The sequence below is a fragment of the Nostoc foliaceum FACHB-393 genome (assembly GCF_014698505.1).
Lineage (GTDB): Bacteria > Cyanobacteriota > Cyanobacteriia > Cyanobacteriales > Nostocaceae > Nostoc > Nostoc foliaceum_A.
In genome coordinates this window covers 143,124-167,669 of record NZ_JACJTD010000014.1, presented here as the reverse complement: position 1 = coordinate 167,669, position 24,546 = coordinate 143,124, and the positions used below count along the sequence as shown (strand labels likewise).

The 24,546-nt window shown below is 40.2% G+C and carries 17 protein-coding genes and 1 pseudogene; 14 read left to right on the top strand and 4 right to left on the bottom strand.

Annotated features, from left to right (window positions below):
- Positions 1–127 precede the first annotated feature (127 nt).
- Positions 128–507, bottom strand: a pseudogene (cysC, locus tag H6G92_RS14275) (adenylyl-sulfate kinase); the annotation flags it as partial.
- Between the two features lie 680 nt (positions 508–1,187).
- Between cysC and H6G92_RS14270 the strand changes: the two are divergent.
- From H6G92_RS14270 to H6G92_RS14240, 7 genes are all read left to right on the top strand, one after another.
- The gene (locus H6G92_RS14270; protein ID WP_190894332.1) at positions 1,188–2,291 is read left to right on the top strand and encodes a TIGR03032 family protein; all 1,104 of its coding nucleotides are present in this window, start codon (positions 1,188–1,190) and stop codon (positions 2,289–2,291) included.
- Positions 2,292–2,356: 65 nt separating this feature from the next.
- Positions 2,357–7,096, top strand: coding sequence for a beta strand repeat-containing protein (locus H6G92_RS14265; protein WP_190894331.1), 4,740 nt, complete (start codon positions 2,357–2,359; stop codon positions 7,094–7,096).
- A gap of 460 nt (positions 7,097–7,556) precedes the next feature.
- Positions 7,557–8,024, top strand: coding sequence for a hypothetical protein (locus tag H6G92_RS14260; protein ID WP_190894330.1), 468 nt, complete (start codon positions 7,557–7,559; stop codon positions 8,022–8,024).
- A gap of 680 nt (positions 8,025–8,704) precedes the next feature.
- Entirely contained in the window at positions 8,705–9,052 is a 348-nt protein-coding gene (locus H6G92_RS14255; RefSeq protein WP_190894329.1) for a hypothetical protein, read from the top strand.
- A gap of 98 nt (positions 9,053–9,150) precedes the next feature.
- Positions 9,151–10,335, top strand: a complete 1,185-nt coding sequence (locus H6G92_RS14250) for a radical SAM protein (protein WP_190894328.1) — start codon at positions 9,151–9,153, stop codon at positions 10,333–10,335.
- 46 nt (positions 10,336–10,381) lie between these two features.
- Positions 10,382–11,263 carry a hypothetical protein gene (locus H6G92_RS14245; RefSeq protein ID WP_190894327.1) on the top strand — a complete coding sequence of 294 codons (882 nt, stop codon included), beginning with the start codon at positions 10,382–10,384 and terminating at the stop codon, positions 11,261–11,263.
- Positions 11,260–11,421, top strand: coding sequence for a hypothetical protein (locus H6G92_RS14240; protein ID WP_190894326.1), 162 nt, complete (start codon positions 11,260–11,262; stop codon positions 11,419–11,421). Before H6G92_RS14245 ends, H6G92_RS14240 begins: the two co-directional genes overlap by 4 nt.
- A gap of 30 nt (positions 11,422–11,451) precedes the next feature.
- On the opposite strand, the gene H6G92_RS14235 is transcribed toward H6G92_RS14240, so the two are convergent.
- A complete protein-coding gene (locus H6G92_RS14235; protein WP_190894337.1) occupies positions 11,452–11,886 on the bottom strand; it encodes a hypothetical protein in 435 nt (144 codons plus the stop codon).
- 160 nt (positions 11,887–12,046) lie between these two features.
- Complete coding sequence (locus tag H6G92_RS14230) at positions 12,047–15,031, bottom strand: valine--tRNA ligase (RefSeq protein WP_190894325.1); 2,985 nt, start codon at positions 15,029–15,031, stop codon at positions 12,047–12,049.
- 112 nt (positions 15,032–15,143) lie between these two features.
- Here H6G92_RS14230 and H6G92_RS14225 point away from each other — a divergent pair, with 112 nt between their 5' ends.
- Genes H6G92_RS14225 through H6G92_RS14215 form a run of 3 tightly spaced genes read left to right on the top strand, consistent with a single transcriptional unit; the run spans position 15,144 to position 17,816 of the window.
- Entirely contained in the window at positions 15,144–15,533 is a 390-nt protein-coding gene (locus H6G92_RS14225) for a GxxExxY protein (protein ID WP_190894324.1), read from the top strand.
- Between the two features lie 46 nt (positions 15,534–15,579).
- Entirely contained in the window at positions 15,580–16,845 is a 1,266-nt protein-coding gene (locus H6G92_RS14220) for an MFS transporter (RefSeq protein ID WP_190894323.1), read from the top strand.
- Positions 16,846–16,859: 14 nt separating this feature from the next.
- On the top strand, positions 16,860–17,816 hold the full coding sequence (locus H6G92_RS14215) for an N-acetylglucosamine kinase (RefSeq protein WP_190894322.1): 957 nt from the start codon (positions 16,860–16,862) through the stop codon (positions 17,814–17,816).
- 26 nt (positions 17,817–17,842) lie between these two features.
- Here H6G92_RS14215 and H6G92_RS14210 read toward each other — a convergent pair whose 3' ends face one another.
- Positions 17,843–18,583, bottom strand: a complete 741-nt coding sequence (locus tag H6G92_RS14210) for a dienelactone hydrolase family protein (RefSeq protein ID WP_190894321.1) — start codon at positions 18,581–18,583, stop codon at positions 17,843–17,845.
- A gap of 384 nt (positions 18,584–18,967) precedes the next feature.
- On the opposite strand from H6G92_RS14210, the gene H6G92_RS14205 reads away from it, so the two are divergent.
- From H6G92_RS14205 to H6G92_RS14190, 4 genes are all read left to right on the top strand, one after another.
- Complete coding sequence (locus tag H6G92_RS14205; protein ID WP_190894320.1) at positions 18,968–21,076, top strand: GNAT family N-acetyltransferase; 2,109 nt, start codon at positions 18,968–18,970, stop codon at positions 21,074–21,076.
- A gap of 10 nt (positions 21,077–21,086) precedes the next feature.
- Positions 21,087–21,563: an ASCH domain-containing protein gene (locus H6G92_RS14200; protein ID WP_190894319.1), complete on the top strand. Its 477-nt coding sequence runs from the start codon at positions 21,087–21,089 to the stop codon at positions 21,561–21,563.
- Between the two features lie 61 nt (positions 21,564–21,624).
- The gene (locus H6G92_RS14195; protein WP_190894318.1) at positions 21,625–23,208 is read left to right on the top strand and encodes an McrB family protein; all 1,584 of its coding nucleotides are present in this window, start codon (positions 21,625–21,627) and stop codon (positions 23,206–23,208) included.
- Positions 23,199–24,416, top strand: coding sequence for an McrC family protein (locus tag H6G92_RS14190; RefSeq protein WP_190894317.1), 1,218 nt, complete (start codon positions 23,199–23,201; stop codon positions 24,414–24,416). The genes H6G92_RS14195 and H6G92_RS14190 overlap by 10 nt, the downstream gene beginning before the upstream one ends.
- The last annotated feature ends 130 nt before the right edge of the window (positions 24,417–24,546 follow it).

Genomic DNA, 24,546 nt, shown 5'->3' with positions numbered 1-24,546 from the left:
TAGCCCGCCGTAGGCATCGCATCCAAGAAATATTCGAGCAACTTACACTGGAGCAGGTAATATCTATCTCTTCTTATAACTTTATTCTCGAAGCTCTTTTCTATGCAGCTTCACATTAAATTGGTATTACGTCTCGCTGTTCACAAACTTCTAATGATGCATTGACATAAACTTCAATGAAATGCGGAATAGTTTGGCGCACTTCTTCCCGAATTTCACGGTACGGTGAAATGGCAGAAACTATTACAATTACATTATTTCTGGCAAGAAGGTGAGCCACAAAGCCAATACGCCGAATATTCTCTTCTCATCCTCTTTACTGAAACCCAACCCTTTGCATAGGTTTTGACGTACTGCATCACCATCGAGAACTTCAACTCTGTATCCCTGCATCCGTAATTTATTTTCTACGAATTGACAGATAGTAGTTTTACCTGCACCACTCAGACCAGTTAACCATACTGTTACACCAGACTCTGGTTGTCTTATCTTACCTCCGTCGTACACTTCAAATGGCACACCCAAAAAAGCTTTTTTGGGTACTTTCGGGTCAAATAGCAATTTTATTTTTATAATCCTTTTTTAGCAGTAATTTTAGGCGTTGCTTGACGGTTTGTGTCAGCCTTGCTACTTTCATCTATACTGGTTTCGAGCAAAGTAATCGCATTTACACGTATTTAGTTTAAATATTTAATCCAGAGACTGGCCATATTGACGATGGGCTACGCCTACGCATTTTCTTAAACCTAACGACTACTCTCATGGCTATACAAAGAAAACCTGCTGACCCAGGTTACAAATTATTAAAGTTTTAACCAAATTTTATATCCAGTATATATACAGATTTTTTTTATCTAAATAGTCTTTATTATAACAACAGTTTACAAAATAAGATTTACCACTAGGACGTTATAAAAAAACTAAGCTCAAAATGTCTGCAAAGTTTACACAGTGCAGCTTTATGACGATGTGACCTGTTATCTGGGGCAATTCCTTTGGGTTCTGTTTCTGATACAGGTTTGTTTATTGGCAATGATTGCCTGCCTAGTAGTCTGTGTCATTAATTCTGAAAGGTTTGTAGTGACAGATTTATCGGTCAACTTCAAGGTTTAGAGCCACTGACTATTTTTTTACTCAACTAAGTCCAAATTTCCCCAACTAAATTTGAAATTTAATTCAACTGATTTATGTTATCCACCTTTAGCACTACTGCCCCAGAAGAGAATAACTTAATTAAGTGTGATGCCGATCAGGGATTTATCTCTTGGCTAAGTCAAGCCAGAGGCTCCATTGCTATCACCACCTACCAAGCTGGAAAACTAGCAGTTTTGGGCTGGAATGGACAACAAATTACCATGCTGTTACGCCAATTTTCTAAACCAATGGGGTTGGCAGTTCATGGTTCACGTCTGGCAGTAGCTAGCCATCACGAAGTCTGTTTATTAGCCAATGCCCCTGCATTAGCTTATGAGTTTTTAGAAGACCAACCCGGACGCTATGATGCCCTCTACCTACCACGGATGGCATACTTCACAGGCGACCTCAACATTCACGACATGGAATTCGGCAGGGAAGGGCTGTGGATTGTCAACACCCGCTTTTCTTGTCTTTCTACATTGAGTCCAGACTTTAGCTTTGTACCGCGCTGGCATCCCAAATTTATTTCCCAAGTAGTACCAGAAGACCGTTGCCATCTTAATGGGTTAGCGATGGTGGATGGCAACCCCAAGTATGTAACTGCCCTCGGTGCGACAGATACCGTTGGGGGATGGCGACCGGGGAAAGCCAACGGTGGGGTCGTGATGGAAGTGGAGAGCAATGAAATTATTTTAGATGGATTATCAATGCCCCATTCCCCAATTTGGCATGACGGGTTTTTGTGGCTGCTCAACTCTGGCGCTGGGGAAGTATGGCGCATTCATCCAGAATCAGGAGACAAACAAGTAGTCTGCGTACTGCCTGGATTTCTGCGGGGGTTGTGCTGCGTAGGGTATTACGCCCTAGTGGGACTTTGCCAGATTCGGGAACGGCATATTTTCGGAGGGTTGCCTATTACCCAACGCTTTGAGCAGTTACTTTGTGGTGTGGCAGTCGTGGATTTACGAAATGGGCAGCAGGTGGGGATGTTGAATTTCATTACAGGCTGTCAAGAACTTTATGATGTGCAGTTTCTTGCTGATGTACAGCGTCCGATGGTTTTGAATCAGGAACGAAAAGAAATCCGCCAAGCATTTACTGCACCAGAGTTTAACTACTGGCTGCGACCGAGTGCAGTGATTCCTAATGACTAAAGAATCTGTTTAATCAGAGCGTAATTGTTGAAATCAAATTTTTAGTTTTTTTCAGAGGTTTTTTCATGACTGAATTCCAAGTCAATACTTACATCACTGGCAATCAATCTAACTCCACAGTAGCGATAGATGACGATGGGGACTTTGTGATTTCCTGGACTAGCAATGGTCAAGACGGGTCTGTCGATGGAATATATGCCCAACGCTACAACAGCGATGGGGTGGCTCAAGGGAATGAATTTCAGGTCAATACCACCATCATCGGCAGTCAATCTAACCCCACAATAGCGATGGATGCAGATGGGGACTTTGTGATTTCCTGGACTAGCAATGGTCAGGATGGGGATGGCTTTGGAATATATGCCCAACGTTACAACAGTACCGGGGTGGCTCAAGGTAGTGAATTTAGGGTCAATGACACCATCACCGACAGTCAATCTAACCCCACAATAGCAATGGATGCAGATGGGGACTTTGTGATTTCCTGGACTAGCAATGGTCAGGATGGGGATGGCTATGGGATATATGCCCAACGTTACAACAGTACCGGGGTGGCTCAAGGTAGTGAATTTAGGGTCAATGACACCATCATCGGCTTTCAAAATAACTCCACAATAGCGATGGATGCAGATGGGGACTTTGTTATTGCCTGGCAAAGCTATTATCAGGATGGATCTGGCTATGGGATATATGCCCAACGCTACAACAGTTCTGGGGTGCCTCAAGGTAGTGAATTTAAGGTCAATATCTACACCGCCAACTTTCAATATAACCCTACAATAGCGATGGATGCAGATGGGGACTTTATTATTTCCTGGCAAAGTTATGGTCAGGACGGGTCTGGAGATGGGATATATGCCCAACGTTACAGTAGTGCCGGGGTGGCTCAAGGTAGTCAATTTAGGGTCAATACCGCCATCCCTGGCAATCAATCTAACCCCACAATAGCGATGGATGAAGTGGGGAACTTTGTGATTTCCTGGACTAGCAGTGGTCAGGACGGGTCTGGAGATGGGATATATGCCCAACGTTACAGTAGTGCCGGGGTAGCTATTGGGGGCGAATTTAAGGTCAATACTTACATCGCTAACAATCAACAGAACTCGACATTAGCGATGAATGCAGGGGGAGATTTTGTCATTTCCTGGACTAGCAGTGGTCAGGACAGTTCTGGAGATGGAATATATGCCCAACTAAACATCAACGCTGGGGTTCCCCCGACAATCACCTCTGGTTCTGTCTCCGCCCTTGCATACAGCGAGAACGCCACTCTAGCCATCGACTCAGCCATCACCATCAGCGATGTAGACTCAGACAACCTGGCTAGTGCTACTGTCAGCATTACTAGTAGCTTTATTTCTGCTCAAGACACCCTCGCCTTTACCAACCAAAATGGAATTACGGGCAGCTACAACAGCAGCACAGGGGTTTTAACCTTAACTGGCAGTTCCACTGTTGCTAATTATCAAACTGCACTGCGTTCTATTACTTATACCAACACCAGTGATAACCCTAATACTACACCTCGTACTATCAGCTTTATAGTTAATGATGGGACTTCTAATAGTACCACCGTTACCCGTAATATTAATATTACGGTGGTGAATGATGTACCCATTGCTACTGCCACAAACTCTGCCCTGGCATATACCGAGAACGCCACTATAGTCATTGACTCAGGCATCACCCTCAGCGATTTAGACTCTGCTAACCTGTCCAGTGCTGCCGTTAGTATTACCAGCGGTTTTGTCCTTGCTCAAGACACCCTTGCCTTTACCAACCAAAATGGAATTACAGGCAACTACAACAGCAGCACTGGGGTTTTAACCTTAACTGGCAGTGCCACTGTTGCCAATTATCAAACCGCACTGCGTTCTATTACTTATAACAACAGCAGTGATAACCCCAATACTACACCTCGTACCATCAGCTTTTTAGTTAATGATGGGATTGCTAATAGCACCACTGTTACCCGCAATATTAATATTACGGCAGTGAATAGTGCGCCCGTTGCTACTGCTACCAACTCTGCCCTGGCATATACTGAGAACGCCACTACAGCCATCGACTCAGGCATCACTGTCAGCGATGCAGACTCCCCCAACCTTTCCAGTGCCACTGTCAGTATTACCAGTGGTTTTGTCTCTACTCAAGACACCCTTGCCTTCACCAACCAAAATGGGATTATAGGCAACTACGACAGTAGCACAGGCGTTTTAACTTTAACTGGCAGTGCCACTGTTGCTAATTATCAAACTGCACTACGTTCTATTACTTATATCAACAGCAGTGATAACCCCGCTACTACACCTCGTACCGTCAGCTTTCTAGTGAATGATGGGACTGCTAATAGCACCGCAGTTACCCGCAATATTAATATTACAGCGGTGAATGATGCTCCCGTCGCTGTTAACGACAGCATCACCACAAACAAAAATACACCCATTATCATTAGCGCTACTACTTTGTTGAGCAATGATATGGATGCAGATGTCATTGATGTATTGAACATTATTAGCTTCACTCAACCTAGCCACGGAGGCTTAGTTAACAACAACAACGGTACTTACACTTATACGTCCGTCGAAAACTATTATGGCTCCGACAACTTCACTTACACCATAAGTGATGGGCAAGGAGGCAGTAGCACTGCTACCGTCAACTTGACCATTAATGAAGTCACGCCTCCCATTAATGGCACTTCAGGTGCAGATAACCTGACTGGTACAGGGATCATGGATATCATCTCAGGGTTGCAGGGCAACGACACCCTCAACGGACTAGGTGATAACGACACTCTTGATGGCGGCGATGGAAATGATTTCTTAGATGGTGGTACAGGAGATGACAGTCTCCTTGGTGGTAAAGGCAATGATACTTATATTGTGGATAGCATCGGCGACACTATTATTGAAGCCGCCAGTGCAGGCACAGATTTAGTTAAATCTTCAGTGAGTTGGGTGTTGGGAAATAACCTGGAGAACTTGACCCTGACTGGAACCAACGCAATCAATGGTACTGGTAACAGCCTTAAGAATATTTTGATTGGAAATAGTGCCGCTAACACCTTGAGCGGAGGAGATGGTAACGACAGTCTTTTTGGTGATTCAGGTAATGACACCTTGTTGGGCGGTGCAGGCAATGACACCTTGAATGGAGGTTTGGGATCTGACACTCTTGATGGTGGCGCAGGCAACGACATTTACACTGTTGACAACCTCAGCGATGTTATTGTTGAAGGCTTAAATGCAGGCACAGATTTAGTCAATTCTTCAGTGAGTTGGGTGTTGGGAAATAACCTGGAGAAGTTGACCCTTACTGGAAGCTCGGCAATCAATGGTACTGGTAACAGCCTTAATAACATCCTTATAGGAAATACTGGCGCTAACATCTTGAGCGGAGGAGATGGTAACGACAGCCTCTTTGGTAGCTCAGGCAATGATACCTTGTTGGGCGGTGCAGGTAATGACACCTTGGATGGAGGTGCAGGGATTGACAGTCTTGATGGTGGAGCAGGCAATGACATCTACACTGTAGACAACCTCAGCGATGTTATTGTTGAAGGCTTAAATGCAGGTATAGATTTAGTCAAGTCTTCGGTGAGTTGGGTGTTAGTAGATAACCTAGAGAACTTGACACTGACTGGAAGCACAGCAATCAACGGTACTGGTAACAGTCTTAATAATATCCTCATAGGAAATACTGGCGCTAACAAATTGAGTGGAGGAGATGGTAACGACAGCCTGATTGGTGGTACAGGTAATGACACCTTGTTGGGTGGTTCCGGCAATGACACTTTGGATGGAGGTGTGGGAATTGACAGTCTTGATGGTGGAGATGGTGACGACATTTATAGTGTAGACAGCCTCAGCGATATTGTTGTCGAAGGCTTAAATGCAGGCATAGATTTAGTCAAGTCTGCCGTTAGTTGGGTGTTGGGAAATAACCTGGAGCATTTAACGCTGACTGGTAGTAAGTTAATCAATGGTACTGGTAACAGCCTTGATAATATTCTTACGGGAAATGGTGGCGCTAACAACTTGAGCGGAGGAGATGGTAACGACAGCCTCTTTGGTGGCTCAGGTAATGACACTTTGTTGGGCGGTGCAGGTGATGACATCTTGGATGGAGGTGCAGGGATTGACAGTCTTGTTGGTGGAGCAGGCAATGACATCTACACTGTTGACAACCTCAGCGATATTATTGTCGAAGGCTTAAATGCAGGCACAGATTTAGTCAATTCTTCGGTGAGTTGGGTGTTGGGAGATCATTTGGAGAACTTGACTCTGACTGGAACCAAGGTAATCAATGGTACTGGTAACAGCCTTGATAATATCCTTACGGGAAATGGTGGAGCTAACATCTTGAGCGGAGAAAGTGGCAATGATATCCTCTTTGGTGGCTCAGGTAATGACACCTTGTTGGGCGGTGCAGGTGATGATCTACTCACTGGTGGAATTGGTCGAGATGTGCTGACTGGTGGAGTTGGGCGAGATAACTTTAACCTGGCTGATACCCGTACTGGAGGCTATGATATCATCACTGATTTTACTGTTGGAGATGATACTATTTTTGTTTCCAAGGCAGAATTCGGACTTAGCCAATCTCAGGATACGATACTAGATTCGGGTTTGTTCCGACTTGGGACTAGTGCGACAACAGCAAGCGATCGCTTTATGTATGATCAAACAACGGGGAATCTATTCTTTGATAAGGATGGAGTTGGTGGTACAGCACAAGTTCAAATAGCCCAGTTCTCAAATCAGGCAGTGCTTAGTAGTGCAGATATTACTGTAATTGCCTAACGGGAGCGAATCATAGCCAGAAAAGACAGATCACCCAGCAATAGACTGATAAACTGTTGCTGGGCTATATGCAAGTATACATACGAAAGTGTGCTATGGCTTTATGCTGGAGTTTAGTGGGTCATGAACTTTCAGTTCAGCACCACGGATGAAAATAAGTACACTTGAGGTAAGACGGAATTAACGAACTGAGGTCGCTTTTAGGGGACTTTTTCAGAGTAGAGTAGACTAGTTCCCGGTGCGAAACTCCAGCAAAAAGATTAGCGTGTAAGCTAATAATCCTTTAAATTGCATCCCCGCGTCTTTCTAAGGCTAAGGATTATGCAACTGAAACGCGGATTAGCTTAAAACAGATTTTTAGACATTTTTTATAGTAGTGTAGGCGAATCCGGAATGCTGAAATTTATTGCTGTAGTTAAGGACAGCAAAAATTAATCATTAAGTGCTTTGAGAATAATTTATGGACCCTTGGATGTGTGCCCTGCTGATTTCTTTTGCTGGAGCAGCAGGTGGTGTAGTAAATGCTTTATTAAGTGATAACGGTTTTATTCTGCCAAGAAAAGAAAGTGGTATATTGTGTCCGGGATTTTTAACGAATGTTTTCATTGGTGCCTTTGCGGCTTTTGCCTCTTGGTCGTTTTACGGTTCGGGGGCGGGAATTGAATTAGCAAAAAAGGCTGCCAATGGTACGGTAAGAGAAGAGATTAGTTTAACGTTCTCAGCCCTAGCGGGAGCATTGCTTGTGGGCGTAGCAGGTGCCAAATGGGTAACGGGACAAGTTAATGAAATGTTATTGAAGACTTCTGTCAAAGTTGCTGCCCAGACTCCAAAGGACATATCTACCGAAAAATGTGATGAGATTTTGAGCGGTTCTCCAAGAAAAGTTTTACAAAAGATGACTAAGGAAGCTATATCAATTGCAAAATAACAGCAATGCAAGCTCAGCTTAGAGCTTGAGCCTTGTAGCTGCGAAAAGCTGAGAAATTCATACCTCATTTCGCTTATTTTCCCCTGTTTTACCCCATTTCTTTTAAAGGTTAGCGATCGGGTGGTCGCCGGGTATCTCGGTGGCTACCCTATCAATCTTACTGGCGATTATGTCTGGAATTTGAAACAGGCGACCAGTTTTGACAAGTTGCGGCCTTTGCGGATTAAGGAAAACAAGTATCGCTGAAATGCTTATTTGGCATAGGTTTCAGCCTTAGGTACAATTTTCCCGTTTTGGCACGGTGATGGCTTTCACCGACAAATTAACTTTTTTAGCTACCATTATTTCTAACTTTTGATAGACTATTTTATTTTGATTGATCTATCAAAAGTTGGGATAATATTTTTGTATGATAAGTAGGATTAATTTAAGACTTAATAGGCATTTTTATTGCAAAACTGTGATTTGAAAAGGGGATAAAAATACTTAAAAATCAAACATAGCAACGCGCAGAGAAAGATCAATTAGAGCGCGAATGCTTTTCATCTCATCTCTGTGATAACAATGTTATTGTCTGTCCAAAATGCTAAATTTTGGAAAAATACTTACTGGAAAAATACTCACCTGGGTTTAGTAATCAGAAAACTTGATAATTTACGGAGTTTAATAAGAGAGGCATTATGAAGAAGTTAGTGTCTAATTTACCAAGCCATTTGATTTTGTTCTTAGTAATTATGGCTCCATCTGTAGTGGTTTCTGAGCTTAATCAAAATATTCCAGTTAAGGAGGCTATGAACCCTGTAGATACTATTAATTTTTCCTCTAGTTTAAGTGAAAAGATACAAGCTATTACAGGAAATAGACAAACTGTAGCAGTTGATCCACACGAACCTCAGCTATTAGCGCGAAGACCAAAATTTCGCTTATTTGATAATGGTCCTAGTTTCGTACAAAACCAACCCTATCAAGCTAATCAACAAGGTAATCGTCCTTCAGCATTAGAAACTTTTCAATCTTTGATACATTAAAGTTTAGTGGATGAGAAAGCATAATTAATTTAGAAAAAACTGATAATTCTAAATTAATTATGCGTCTAAAATATTGTCGAAACTCACTGTTTAAACTTATGAAATCGGAAGCTAGACAGGTTCAATTTGTGGTCAAAACTTCTAAGCTTTGTAACTTACGCTGTCGCTATTGTTATGAATACTTAGAACTAGGTGATAGAACAAAAATTGCGCTAGAACAACTGGATAAAATGTATCATCACATTGCTAATTATTATAGTCAGATTGACTTGAAAACAGACATTCAGTTTGTTTGGCATGGTGGAGAACCACTCTTGCAATCACCTGATTATTATTGGCGTACTTTTGACCATCAGCAACAGATTTTTGGAGAACTGGCAAGTTCTGTTACTAATGTAGTTCAAACTAACCTGACAACACTTAACAAAGAAAGTATCCGATTATTATCCGAGGGATTTGATGGTGTCGGTGTTTCTGTTGACTTATTTGGAGGTCTACGTGTTAAGCAATCAGGAGTTGATTCTTTATTAACAGTTTTAAAAAATATGGATCGCTTACTAAATGCAAATGTTTCCTTTGGATGTATTACTGTTTTAACTAAATTAAATTTACCTTATCTTCAAGAGATTTTTAAATTTTATGAAAAGATGAAGCTTCATTTTCGGATTTTACCACTATTCAATGGAGCTTTTGAAGGGCAACATCAAGGATTTGAAATTACTCCACAAGAAGTTCTGCAAGCTTTTTGCACTCTTGTAGATATGTGGATGGAAAGCCAAAATATGGTAATGATTTTGCCAATTATGGAATATATAGAAATAATTCTTCGTCACTATAGCTCTGATTCTCAACCATATTTTTACGATAAGACGGAATGGGAATCAATTTATGTAGTGAATGTTAATGGTGATATTTATAGTTATGGAGATGCTTATAAACCAGAAGTTTGTCATGGAAATTTATTTCAAAGTCCTTTAGAAAATATTATTTTAAGCCCTGTACATAAAAAAGTAATATCCGCAGCAGAAGAACGCATGATGTCTGTCTGTACTTCCTGCCAATATTTTGGAAGTTGTAGCGGTTATCCAATGGCTGAAGAAGCTATTATTAATAATCAATTTGATGAAGAAGGCAATATTGATTGTATCATCGAGAAAGGAATTTTAAAACACATAGAATCACGTTTAATCCAATCGGGAATTATTGAACCAATTTCTCGAAAAATAAATATTGAACAGCCAAAGCAATTCCCAGTAGCTTCAGCATTAGACTGTCCGTTATAAAAAATACTTTTAATTAGGGAAACATAAAAGTTTTTAGGTAATCTTTGTGATGATTACAAGTGAAAATTTAAATTTAAAAAAAAGCATCCAAATTTTTGATCCCATCAATTCTGGAGGAAATAATTCCAGAATTAGGTTGAGTTCCGGAACATTCCAAAAAATCGAATTAGAAGACGATAAAGTTAAATATCGCAGTGGTGCTTTTCTACCCAAAGAACCTTGGAGACAAACGAATACAACAGAATATAACCTGCTTTTTAGCAATGAAGCTATGTCCAAACCGAAGACATGGGATATCGGTTCACATATAGCCATAGTTCGCATTCCCGACTATGCCTTGTTGCCTTTGGAAAAATTTAATTTTCGTTCAATAGAAACAGTAGAAGAGTATCAATCTATCGTCAGTAATCTTGAAGGTGAAAAAGTAATTAAAGAAGTTCTCAATCGTCTTTCAAATTACATTTTAAATCCTCAAAATTTAGAAATATTAGGTATTCAAGTTACTGAGCCTAATTTCAAAACTGTAACTGTTAATTATTATGGCAATTATAACGAAAAACTGTTCGTTGGTATGCACCTTGATAGTTGGGATAAAGCACCATTAAGACGCAGACATAAATCCCGAAATAGAATTTGCATTAATTTAGGGCAAGAAGATAGATTTTTTTTGTTTATTAACCTAACTCTGATGGATATGTTTCGGCATTTGGGGTTGTCTGAGACTGAGGATATTCATAAGCATTATAGAGGTACAGAAATAGGGTACGAGTTTATGCTGCGATATCCTTCATATCCTGTAGTTCAATTAAGAGTTGCACCTGGGGAAGCATATATTGCTCCCACTGATAATATAATTCATGAAGCTTCCACTATCGGTAATCATTATCCTGATATTACTTTGACTTTTCTTGGCTATTTTGGAATATGAAAACATTGACTCGAATCATCGTGCAGGTCTCCCGCCCAGGAGGTTCTTCTGCCAAAGCTCACCCAAGCTATAGTCTTCCAGCCATGCCTCCAATTCATGCTGATTCTAGCCTCCGAAGGGAGGAAGTTCCCTCATCGCGGTCTACAACAGTCACTTGAAGCCTTTATGGGCAATACAATTGCAGACTTTTAACTTTCCTCTTGGGGATAACTATTTTTCTCGCGTTTGAGGCTTTCTTCTAAGGCTTGAATTTGTTCGCGTCTAGCTTCCAACTCTAAGGAACGCCTTGCTAAGTCTTGGTTTTGCAACGTCAGGGATTGCCGCCAATGTTCTGCTCGCTCGGCTTCGTGCTGCAAAAATTCTGGGGTAATGCCGATGGTGAGGTAGCTTTGTACCAGATGCAGTACCCAGTTGGTGGCATCTTCTAGTCTTTCAATATCGCCTGTAGGGGAAAGTTCCACTAAAACAAGCAAGTTTTCACTCATGATCTTTCCCTTGCCTAGCAGAATGAAGGCTTCTTCGGGAATTATCGCCCACAAGTTATCAGCTTCTTGACGCGCCAACAAGCGTAACTGGTGCTGGTCTAAAAAATCGTTTTTACGCACCTGGGCTAGATATAGCATGAGGGTTGCTTCGCTCCAATTCAAAATTCAAAATTCAAAAAAAATTTAATAAAAAAATAAATGCCAGAGAATTGATATTTTGTTAATTGGTAATGGGTAATTGGGAATTATTGACACTCCCATCACCCATTACAGTTATCCTAAGCCACGTAGCCGATCGCTACGACAACCCCTTGAGGCGATCGCGCAGAATTTCCGCTTGTTTCTGTGCCTCAGCTAAAGCGTCCCGCGCTGCTTGCACTACATCGGCAGGCGCTTGTTCAACAAACTTAGGATTGCTTAATCTAGCACGTAAAGCACTAATTTCTGCTTCTACTTTGTTCAGGCGTTTTTGTAGTTTGGCACTAACTGCTTCGACATCTACCACGCCAGCAAGGGGAATTAGCACTTGAACTGTACCAATTACACCAGCGATCGCATTTTCTGGTTCTTGTACTTGTTCTAATTCTCTCTGCGGGAAAAATCGGCTCCATAACCTAAGTCTTGCTTGAGCAGTTAGTAAATTTTGGCTAATAAACCAAGCTGTGTAACCAAAACCAACTAGTTCAAAGAAAGTTCCGAGGATGGGAGTGTCATCAATAGCATTCCCCACAGCCAAACCTAGTCTTGCAAAGACAATGGCAACAATAATTAAGCCAATCGTCTTCAAACCCCTCTGAGGTTTTTTATCAGCAACAGTTTCGCTTTTTTGCTTGTCAGTAATGGTTAAAGTCTCAACCTTAGCCAAATCTTTAATATAAGCCTGTCCAGCAGTCAGGATTTCCCGCTCTTTTTCGCTTTCAGTTTGCAAATTTGCTGTCACTTTTACCCCTGGCTTAATATCCGCTTCAGCGCGCAAATTCCGAATTGTGCGGATAGTGCCAATCAGCAATTCAAACTGTTCTTCCAAAGCTGGATCAACCAAGTTTGTATCCACCTGGGGATAGGTTTGTAATGGTAAAGTTTGCGGGGAATCTGCTGGTTGTTGCGTAAGAGTTTGCCAAATTTCCTCGGTAATATGAGGCATGAACGGATGAAGCAGTTTCAAAATTCCTTCCAATATGTAGCCGAGGGTTTGCTGTGCTACCCGCCGCGATGCCGGATCAGCATCTGCTTGCAGCCTGGATTTCACCAGTTCAATATACTGATCGCAGAAATCACCCCAAATGAATTCGTACAATCCCTTAGCTGCTTCCCCTAAACCGTAATTATCGATGTAATTGGTGGTTTGTTTGACAACTTGATGATACCGCGAGATGATCCAGCGATCGCTCAATTCTGTGGCTACTGGGTTCCCCAATTGTTGCGGTGTCTGTCCATCCAAATTCATCATCACAAATCGGGCAGCATTCCACAACTTATTTGCAAAGTTGCGGGATGCCTCCACAGATGGTGATTCATCCTTTTTGCGATCGTATTCCAAGCGGATATCTTGACCAGCGCCAGCCACTTCCCTAATTAGGGTGTAGCGCAAGGCATCAGTACCATATTTGTCAATCAGTAACAATGGGTCAATGCCATTACCTTTGGTTTTTGACATCTTCTGACCTTTTTCATCCAGCACCAAGCCGTGGATGTAAACCGTTTGGAAAGGCATCTGCTGCGTAAAATGCCCAGCCATCATTGTCATTCTGGCTACCCAGAAAAAGATAATGTCAAAGCCTGTCACCAAAGTAGTAGTGGGGTAGTAAGTTGCTAAATCCTGAGTTTGTTCCGGCCAACCCAAAGTTGAAAACGGCCAGAGTCCAGAAGAAAACCAAGTATCTAGCACATCTGGGTCTTGTTCTAACTTAACATTTTCACCAAATTGTGATTTGGCTTTTTCCCAAGCTTCGGTTTCCGATTTTGCTACCACAAAGGGCGTATTATCAGTAATTTGCCCATCCGTTTCACTGATAGCGTACCAAGCCGGAATTTGGTGTCCCCACCATAATTGGCGAGAGATACACCAATCTTTGAGTTTTACTAGCCAATCACGATAGACCTTTGTCCAGCGTTGGGGGACAAACTCTGGAGAAGTTTGCTGGTCGAGGAATTCGAGAGTGTTGTCAGCTAGGGGGCGAATTTTGACGAACCATTGAGTTGAGAGGAGAGGTTCAATAGGTACTTTACCGCGATCGCTGTAGGGAATGGTATGTTTATAATCTTCTATCTTCACCAAAAAGCCATCTGCCTCTAAGCGAGAAACCACATTTTTTCTAGCAACAAAGCGGTCTTGTCCTTGAAACTCTCCAGCGTTGGCATTGAGAGTGCCGTCTTTATTCATAATGTTGATGAACGGCAGATTGTGACGCTTACCCATGTCAAAATCGTTCAGGTCATGGGCGGGAGTTACCTTCACGCAACCCGTGCCGAAGGTGGGGTCAACGAATTCATCGCCAATAATCGGAATTTCTCGTTGTAGAATTGGCAGAGTTAAAGTTTTGCCAATGAGATGTTTGTAGCGATCGTCATTGGGATTAACTGCTACAGCAGTATCACCCAGCATCGTTTCTGGTCGAGTTGTCGCCACCTCTACATAACCCGAACCATCGGTGAGGGGATAGCGGAAGTGCCAAAGATTTCCATTCACCTCTTGATTTTCTACTTCGACATCAGACACCGCCGATTGAGAAGCAGGACACCAGTTAACTAAATATTCACCACGATAAATTAAACCTTCCTCGTAAAGGCGAGTAAACGCCTCGACAACAGCTTTAGATAAACCCTCATCGAGGGTAAACCTTTCCCGTGACCAGTCCACCGAGACACCTAAACGTCGTAGCTGATTCAGAATCGTTCCCTCAGACTCCGCCTTCCATTGCCAAGCGCGTTCTAGGAATTTCTCGCGCCCCAACTCGTAGCGAGTCTTACCCTCTTTTTTGAGTTGCTTTTCCAACATACTATGCACAGCAATGCTGGCGTGGTCAGTTCCCGGTAGCCACAGGGTATTGCGTCCCTGCATCCGGTGGTAGCGCACGAGGGTATCAATCAACGCACTTTCAAAAGCGTGACCCATGTGTAAGCTGCCAGTAACATTTGGCGGAGGAATGACTATACAGTAGGGTTCGCCGCCTTTGTTGGGGTCAGCTTTGTAAACTTGGTTGTCTTCCCAGAATTTTTGCCATTTGGCTTCAGTGGAAAAGGGGTCGTAGAGACTGGGGAGATTGGGAATGGTTGCGGTCATGCGGGAAAACTAAGGAAGGACTCTAATAAATTTTGCCACAGGGTTGCAGAGGGATTGATGGAAACGAACCGCGAAGGACGCAAAGGACACAAAGGAAGAGGAGAAAGGTAAGATGAGGCAACCAAGTGTTCAGTTAGAAAATCTAGCTTATAGGGTGATTGGGGCGGCGATTGAGGTACATCAGGTATTAGGAGCGGGGTTTTTAGAGGAGGTTTATCACAAAGCGTTGAGAGAAGAATTTCTAATGCGCGAGATACCTCACAAATTTGAGCATCCAGTAAAAGTAAACGACAAAGGTCGTCCAGTCGGCGAGGGCAAATTAGATTTTTTGGTTGGAGACTCTCTAATTGTTGAATTGAAAGCTGTCCAAAACTTAATCCCCATTCATGAAGCCCAAGTCCTTTCCTACCTTAAAATGACTCATTACCCTCTAGCCCTTCTCATCAACTTTAACGTCCCTCTCCTCAAAGACGGCATCAAACGCATCATACTCTCTTCTTAATCTTCTTCGCGCCCTTTGCGTCCTTTGCGGTTCGTTCCCCAAACCTATGAAACACCAAACAACCTCCCCTTGGACATTCATCCCCACCCTATATTTCACCTCCGGCATACCTTACATCATCATCAACACAGTTTCCGTAATCTTTTACAAAAAACTCGGAATAGATAATACTCAAATCGCCTTGTGGACAAGTTTTCTCTATCTACCTTGGGTGATCAAAATGTTTTGGGCCCCACTTGTTGATATTTACTCTACCAAACGCAAATGGATACTTTGTACCCAATTTGCCATGTTCTGCTGCTTGGGTTTGATAGCCTTCTCCTTACAACTACCAAATTTCTTTTTCATCTCCCTCACTGCATTAACAATAGGAGCATTTATTTCTGCAACTTATGATATTGCTACAGATGGCTTCTATCTACTGGCTTTATCTCCGGAACAACAAGCCTTTTTTGTTGGCATTCGCTCACTGTTTTATCGAATGGCTGTCATTTTTGGCTCTGGAATATTAGTAGTCTTAGCGGGTCAGCTTGAAGTATCTCTCAACAACATTCCTTTAAGCTGGACTATAGCTATTGGCTTCTCAGCTTTAATTTTAGCAATCCTGTTTATTTACCATCGCCTAATTTTACCTTTAACTGAGTCAGATAACAAACAACAGCTACAGTCTACAGAAAAGATACCCTTTTTGCCAATTATTAGCTCATATTTTGCTCAACATAAAATTATAAATATCTTAGCATTTATCTTACTTTACAGACTTGGCGAAGCAATGCTTGTGAAGATAGCCTCTTTATTTTTATTGGACAAACCAGAAGTAGGAGGCTTAGGTCTATCAACATCAGATGTCGGGTTAGCCTACGGGACATTTGGAGTAATATCCCTAATCTGTGGAGGAATTTTAGGAGGCTTGCTAATTTCTAGATATGGATTAAAAAAATGTCTGTTTCCTATGGCTTTAGCTTTGAATTTACCTGATATATTTTATGTATATATGGCTTACACTAAACCTTCGCTAATATTAGTATATCCCTTGGTTTCCTTAGAACAATTTGGATATGGTTTTGGATTTACAGCTTTTAGTGTTTATTTAATGTATATCAGCCAAGGCGAATATAAAACTTCTCATTTTGCTATCTCCACTGGCATTATGGCTTTAGGAATGATGTTACCCGGCTTAATTAGCGGTTATCTGCAAAAAGCATTTGGATATCCATTATTTTTTATCATGGTCTGTTTGTTCACAATTCCTGGAATGATTGCTCTATTTTTTATTCCTTTAAAAGAAGAACCAAAACATCAGAATAATTAATATTATTACAGAACATGAGTTATGTTTTAGGAATAGATGGCGGCGGTAGCAAGACTGTTTGTGTCTTAATGAATGATTTACGTCAAGTGCTAGGTCGTGGTAAAGCAGGTTCATCTAATTATCAGACTATAGGTATCGAAGCAACTTTACAATCTATTCAATCAGCAATTCATCATGCGCTTGAAGCAGCAATAATTACAAATACTGTGAATATTGACGCGATATGTTTGGGTTTAGCAGGTGTAGGTCGTGCAACAGATATCAAAGTAGTGAAAGGTTTAGTTAAAGAGTTACAGAATAACAAATTGCCTATTAGTTGGGCATTACAACCAGGGAATATTGTAATTTGTAACGATGCTTTAATTGCTTTAGTTGGTGGAATTGGTCAGTCTGTAGGAATTGTGGTTGCAGCAGGTACTGGTTCGATAGTTTTCGGCCGAAATCATGAAGGACATACTAAGCGAGTCGGAGGCTGGGGGTATATTCTAGGAGATGAAGGTAGCGCCTATAAAATTGCGATCGCAGGCATGAACGCAGCATTAAAATCTTATGATGGACGAGAAATATCAACGAGTTTGATAGAGGGTTTCAAACAGCATCTTGATTTAGAAAGTATAGAAGATTTAATAGAAGTAGTATATCGCCGAGAATGGGGAGTTAAACAGATAGCTGCTTTAGCACCAGTTGTAGATTTTGCAGCAGCGTCAGGTGATATTGTAGCGAATATCATAATTGATAATGCTGTAAAAGAGTTAGTAAAAGCTACATCTACAGTAATTGATGCAATTTTTAGTGCTGACTCAGTTTTGGAAGTAGTCACAACAGGAAGTGTCTGGCGCGGTAGATGCAAGATTCATGAAAGATTTGCAGCGTCTCTTGTTAAGAAGTTTCCTAATATAAAGGTGATTTTTCCGAGGTATGAACCTGCTTACGGTGCTGGGTTATTAGCGTTACAGACAACTCAAAATTGACGCGAAGAAAGCAATAATAAGAGTTTTCAGTCTGCAAATATGCGCCCCAAGAAAGTTACTATTTCAGACCAAGCAGAAGTGGTAGCACTAGAATCATAACGATAACCATCGTCGCGCATGAATGTATGTTCTGCTTCATACAAGAAAACTTGGTAAGGTATGTTAGCATTTTCAATTGCTTTTATTATGGTTTGGCGATCGCTATCTGGTATATGAGGGTCAAGAGTACCGAACACCATTAGCATCTCGCCTTTGATTTCACTAACTCTCTGGATTGTATCGGCTACCTCCTTACCCAGTTTACCGCTGGGAATCCCAGTAGGGTAACAGCAAACGGCAGCCCGAATTTCGTTTTGAAATGCTGCGCGGAAAGCTAAATGTCCGCCAATACAAAAGCCGAGAGTGCCTATTTGATTTGGAGAAACCGCACTCTCTGTTTTCAGAAATTCAATCACAGCAAGGCAATCGGCATCATAATCAGCTACGGAAGTTCGACGAGCATCGTCATTACCCCGCATCCGTCCCAGATCGTCTGGCTCAATTACTAAACCAACTGGCTCAATTCGATGAAAAATTTCTGGGGCTGCAACTACATAGCCGTATCCTGCTAAGTAGTTAGCTAGACGAATCATTGGATCACCTAACTGATAAATATCACTGTAAAAGACAATACCAGGGTATTTTCCTGCTGCTTTGGGAGCCGCAACATAAACACGCATTAAGCTGCCATCTACTCTTAATTCAACATTGCGCCTAGTGATTTGCACTTTTTTGTCTCCGTGTTACGCTTGCTGTCATTAGCTTCTACACTATAGCGCCGCAGCATCCGGTTACTTTCAATCTACAATTTGGCGTTTTTCTGCCATGATTGCGATCGTTTAATATCCCCAATGAAAGTTTGTTGCGATCGCCTTAATACACCCATTACCTTAACGACGGTAGGCTAGTTAGAACTTAATTTGGGTTAAGCATTTCTTCCTTATCTTGCTTTGCGTCTTGGCGATTCGTTAAAAAATTGGCAGTATTTTAGAGTTACACAGACAAAGCCTACGGTAGCAAGCTATATTTTAGTTCCTAAATATGATAGGTGTTAAGGCGCTCCCATTTTAATAACAGTAAGTGAATACTATAGTACAAGAGGTATAAAATAAGTGACAAAAGACGGTCAGATAAAAATTGAAGAGATTGACGACAGATCACCATATTTACCAACCGTTATAGAACTATGGGGTCTCAATAGAACAACCCTTGGCTTTTTCCCTAAAGGTGCTTTTGCAGAACGTGCAAAGAATCGCCAGATACTTGTAGCTCTTGATCCTCAAGCAGGGTGCATTGGCTATTTGTTATATCGACATTCGTATGATCGGATCACAATCGTTCATCTTTGCGTTGATGGGGAGCATCAAAACAAGAAAGTGGCAAGATTACTTGTCAATCACCTCAAACAAATAACTCAAGAAAAGTATACAGGTATTGGCTTAAACTGCCGTCGTGATTATGACTTAGCAGGTATGTGGTCAAAATTAGGTTTCGTTCCTCAATATGAAAAAGAAGGAAAGAGTAAAGATAAGAAGTTGCTAACTTTTTGGTGGTTTGATCACGGGCATCAAAATCTATTTTCTAATAATCACATTTTTAAGCTTGAGTCAAAGCTATGCGTTGTTATCGATGCCAATATTTTTTTTAATTTATATAGAGATGAAGATAGTAGTAATGAAGAATCTAGATTACTATTGGCTGATTGGTTAGAACCAGAGTTAGAATTATGCATTACCGATGAAATATTTAACTATATAAGTCTTGTTAATGATGATAAGCAAAGAGAATCACAAAGACAATTAGCAAAACGTTTTGTCAGCTTGCCCTGTCTAAGTAAAAGTTTAGATGAAATATGTCAAAATCTCCAAAAAGTTATATATCCAAAAAATATAATTATTTCTGAACTTGATGTACGTCATTTAGCGAGAGCTATAGCGTCAGAATCTCATGTATTCGTAAGTAATAAAAAAGAACTGTTAGATATTGCAGATGAAATTTACGATAAATTTAGACTCTCTATTCTTACTCTTGATGAACTGCTGATTCAATTAGACGAGCTTCGCAATAAGCCTGATTATCAGCCTGTACGTTTGGCTGGTACTCTCCTAAAGCAAGTATCAGTTCAAAGGGGACAAGAAGATTTATTGACCAATTATTTTACTTGTATAAATCAAGGTGAAACAAAAGCTGGATTTCAACAGCAGTTACGTCGGTTTCTCGCTGAGGTAGACAAGTTTGATTGTTATATAGTTATAGAAGGAGAAAATCAACCACTTGCTTTATTTGTGTATGGTAAACATAAAAAAAATGAGCTAGAAGTTCCACTTCTCCGAGTTGTTAATAATCACTTATCAGCTACACTGGTACGGCACTTGATTTTTCAATCAGTATTACATTCTGCTCATGAACATCGGCAATTTACTAGAATTACTGATTTAACTTTAGACGAAACTGTTATTACAGCTATTCAGGAAGATAATTTTATCCGAGTTAATAACGGATGGCTAAAGGTAAACTTAGCAGTTGCTGAAACTGCATCCCAGTTATCAATACGCCTCGTTACTTTAGCTTCTAATTTAGGGCAAGAATATAACTTTTGTATTCAAATAGCTGATAGTCTCAATAAAAACAACTTAATTACAGATATTCAAGCATCAGCAAATATTGAACGATTCCTTTTTCCAGGAAAAATTATTGATGCTGAAATACCAAATTTTATCATTCCCATTCAACCCAAATGGGCAAAAGATTTATTTGATTCAGATTTAGCTAGGCAAACTCTATTTGGATCAAAAATAGAACTTGCTTTTAACCGTGAAGCTGTTTACTATCGATCAGTTAGGAACTCAAGAGGATTAAAAGCTCCATGTCGGATTATTTGGTATGTGAGCCAGGATGATTATAAGTCTTACTGTGGAATAAGCTCTATTCGAGCCTGCTCCTTTGTAGATGAGATTATCATCGATCAACCTAAAAATCTTTACCAACGTTTTCAACGACTAGGAGTTTATAAATTGGCTGATATTATGAATGTAAATCAAGATAAAAATGGCAATATCATGGCAATTCGATTCAGTAATACTGAGTTGTTTAAATATTCTATAAATTTCAAGCAAGTTCAAAATGTTATCAATAGGAAAGAATCATTTCAGTCAGCTTGTAAAATTAGTAATGATTCTTTTAAAAAGTTATATAATTTAGGATATACCAATAAGATATAGATAAACTTTCATGCCTAGTAACATCCTTTTATTGTCAATCAAACCTAAGTATGCAGAAAAAATATTTTCTGGAAAAAAACAAGTAGAACTCCGTCGTGTTCGCTCTCGATTAAATATGGATGACTTAGTTTTAGTCTATGTCTCATCTCCCAAAAAAGCTTTAGTAGGTTCATTTGAAGTAAAGTATATTACTCAAATGGAAATTAAAAAATTACCAAAAGACTTAAATGAATTTTGGAAACAGGTCAAAAATATAGCGGGAATTAGTTCTAAAGAATTTCAAAGTTATTATGATGGTGCTTCAGTAATGGTTGGTATTTTTGTGAAAAATATCAAAACCTTACCAGATCCTATTGAGTTAACACAACTAAGAGAGAAAATACCAGAATTTCGGCCTCCGCAAAGTTATCGTTACTTAAAGGAAAGTGAGTTCAAGATGTTTGAATCTATGATGCAAAACATAACAATTAGTTCTTCATCTGAATAAATATATTTATTTTAATTATAAATAAATTATGTACCAACTAACCTGAAGTTTATTAATGATAATGTTAGCTGACAATAAATCTGAATTTGTGAGGTTGTTTCAGGAATTCGTAATCTCATATCCTTATACAACATCTGGGATAAGTCATACAAACTCATATACTCAGCAGCGTCAGCAGAGACGTCGTAATTTTGAAGCGATTGCAGCAGCAACAGACTCTGGAGAAAACGTGACAGAATCATTGTTACTACCTCTGTTGCTACCTTATGATAACAATACCAAAAATCCTCAAAGGGGCGCTTGGATTCATGTTGCTTCATCTGTAACGAAAGATATAAAAGAATTGTATGAAGGATCAATATGGGTAAAACCCGAAGACTGGCGACAAATTTATCTTGCAATTTGGAATTTTGTTCGTTGCTGCAATGATAATCCAGAGAAATTATCAGCAGCTTGTAAAGAATTTTCACAGATACCCTATTCTAAGGATTTCCAAACGGAAATACTCACCCCTGTCCTTAACAGCCTTCGACCAGATGAATTTCTTTTGATTAACAATAAATTGCTGCGAGTAATCAACTATTTTGCCAATACAGACCATAAACCAAAGCTAACAGATTATCCAGCAGCCAACAGTACAGGACACAAACTAATTAAAGAATTTGCTAAAGTGATGCACCAACCAGGTGTGCCAGCTTTGCGAGATGATGACTTATTTGATATGTTTTCTCATTGGCTTGTAGAGGTGAAGAAATATGACTTCAGCAATTACAACCTCAAAAATACTACTTATTGGAGTAAAGAAATTAAGCCCCCAGAATATACTTTGTCTCAACTTACTGAAGAAATAGGTCTTAACGAAACAATAATAAAAAGCTGGATACGTACAATTAATCGTAAAGGTCAAGCAATTTTATATGGTTCACCTGGAACAGGCAAAACTTTCATAGCTGAAAAACTTGCAAAACACTTAATCGGCGGTAGTGATGGTTTTTCGGAACTAGTACAATTTCATCCAGCATACTCTTATGAAGATTTCATTCAAGGCATCCGTCCTCAAAGTCAAAATGGAATATTAGCATATCCACTGGTTCCAGGAAGATTTTTAGAATTTTGTAAAAAAGCTGAGTCTCGTGAAGATACTTGTGTTCTAATTCTCGATGAAATCAACCGTGCTAATCTTGCACAGGTTTTTGGTGAATTAATGTACTTGCTTGAGTATCGGGACAAAGAAATTCCACTAGCTGGCGGTAATAGGTTTCGCATCCCGAAAAATGTCCGCATTATTGGCACAATGAATACAGCAGACAGGTCTATTGCCAATATAGATCATGCACTTCGTCGCCGCTTTGCGTTTATTGAACTTCGTCCAAACTATGATGTACTGCGACGGTATCACCTAAAAACAGGTTTTAGAGTAGAGGGATTAGTTAAGATTTTACAGCAATTAAATCAGGCGATCGCAGATAAAAACTACGAAATTGGTATTTCATTTTTTTTAACAGACAACCTACGTGAAGATATAGAAGATATATGGCGCATGGAAATTGAGCCATATTTAGAAGAGTACTTTTTTAACCAGCTAGAAAAAGTAGATCAATTTCGCTGGGATAAAATCAAGGATCAGGTTCAACTATGGATATAAACCCAGCAAAACTAAGAATTATTGAAATTACAGAATACGAAAATAAATCATTTACACTTGATGAAATACCCTATTCAGCCGGGGTTGAGTTATATGAGAAATACAAAACACAAGTAGATATAGAATTTCCTACCTATACAACGAAAGGATATTGGAAACTGAAAGCTAAAGGATGGGTAGGTTACATTCCTGTAACTCCTAAATTGCATCTAAAAATAAATCCGAAAGTGCCTATCCAAAACCTCTTTGGAATGCTGGAATATGCCTACAACTTAAAAGGGTTTCGCTTTCTGGAAGGGCTGATGAATTGTGAATCTCTAGAGGACTTTTATAAAAATCTGGCTCATATCTTAGCCGATAAAATTTTAGAGCGATGCCGTAAAGGATTATATCGTACTTATTTGCCTAAAATACAGCAGCTTTATTATGTGCGGGGAAGGCTAGATGTGCAACAGATAATTCAAAAGCCGTGGAATGTTAAACTTAAATGCAATTACGAAGAACATACGGCTGATGTTAAAGAAAATCAAATCCTGGCATGGACGCTTTATATCATTGGTCTTAGCAGTTTATGTTCAGAAAGAGTATCACCAACAGTACGAAAAGCTTATCACGCTCTACAAGGATTAGTAACGCTGCAACCTTGTAGCGCAGAAGATTGTATCGCCAGACAGTATAATCGCCTCAATCCAGACTATGAACTATTACATAATTTATGTAGATTGTTTTTAGAAAATAGTAGTCCCAGTCATAAAAGGGGAAATTACAAAACCCTACCCTTTCTCGCCGATATGGCACATTTATATGAACTTTTCGTTGCAGAATGGCTTAAGAAAAACACGCCACAAGGCTATTTTTTCAAACAGCAACATCCAATAGAAATTAGTCAAAATCGGCACTTCAATATAGATATATTACTGTGTGATGCTGATACTGGCAAAACAATAGCGGTTTTGGATACAAAGTATAAAGCCCCCGAACAGGCAGGAAATACAGATATTCATCAAATGATCAGCTACGCCAACACAACAAAATGCAAGCAAGCCTTTTTGATATACCCCAAAGACTTGACACAGGCACTAGATATTAAAAGTGACGAAATTCGAGTCCGCAGCCTCACCTTTTCCCTAGATGATAATCTTGATCGCGCAGGTCAAACTTTCTTAAAAAACCTTTTACTCCTAATCCCCTCAGAATCACACCAATAAATAGTAAAGGGGATAGATGACATTCGCTTGTGGCGAAGCACCCATCCCCGAATAGCTGCCCAGATGATGAACCTGGAATCCTATAGTCCGGTATCTAATCATCCCAGTATCGGCCGAGATATGTCGATTG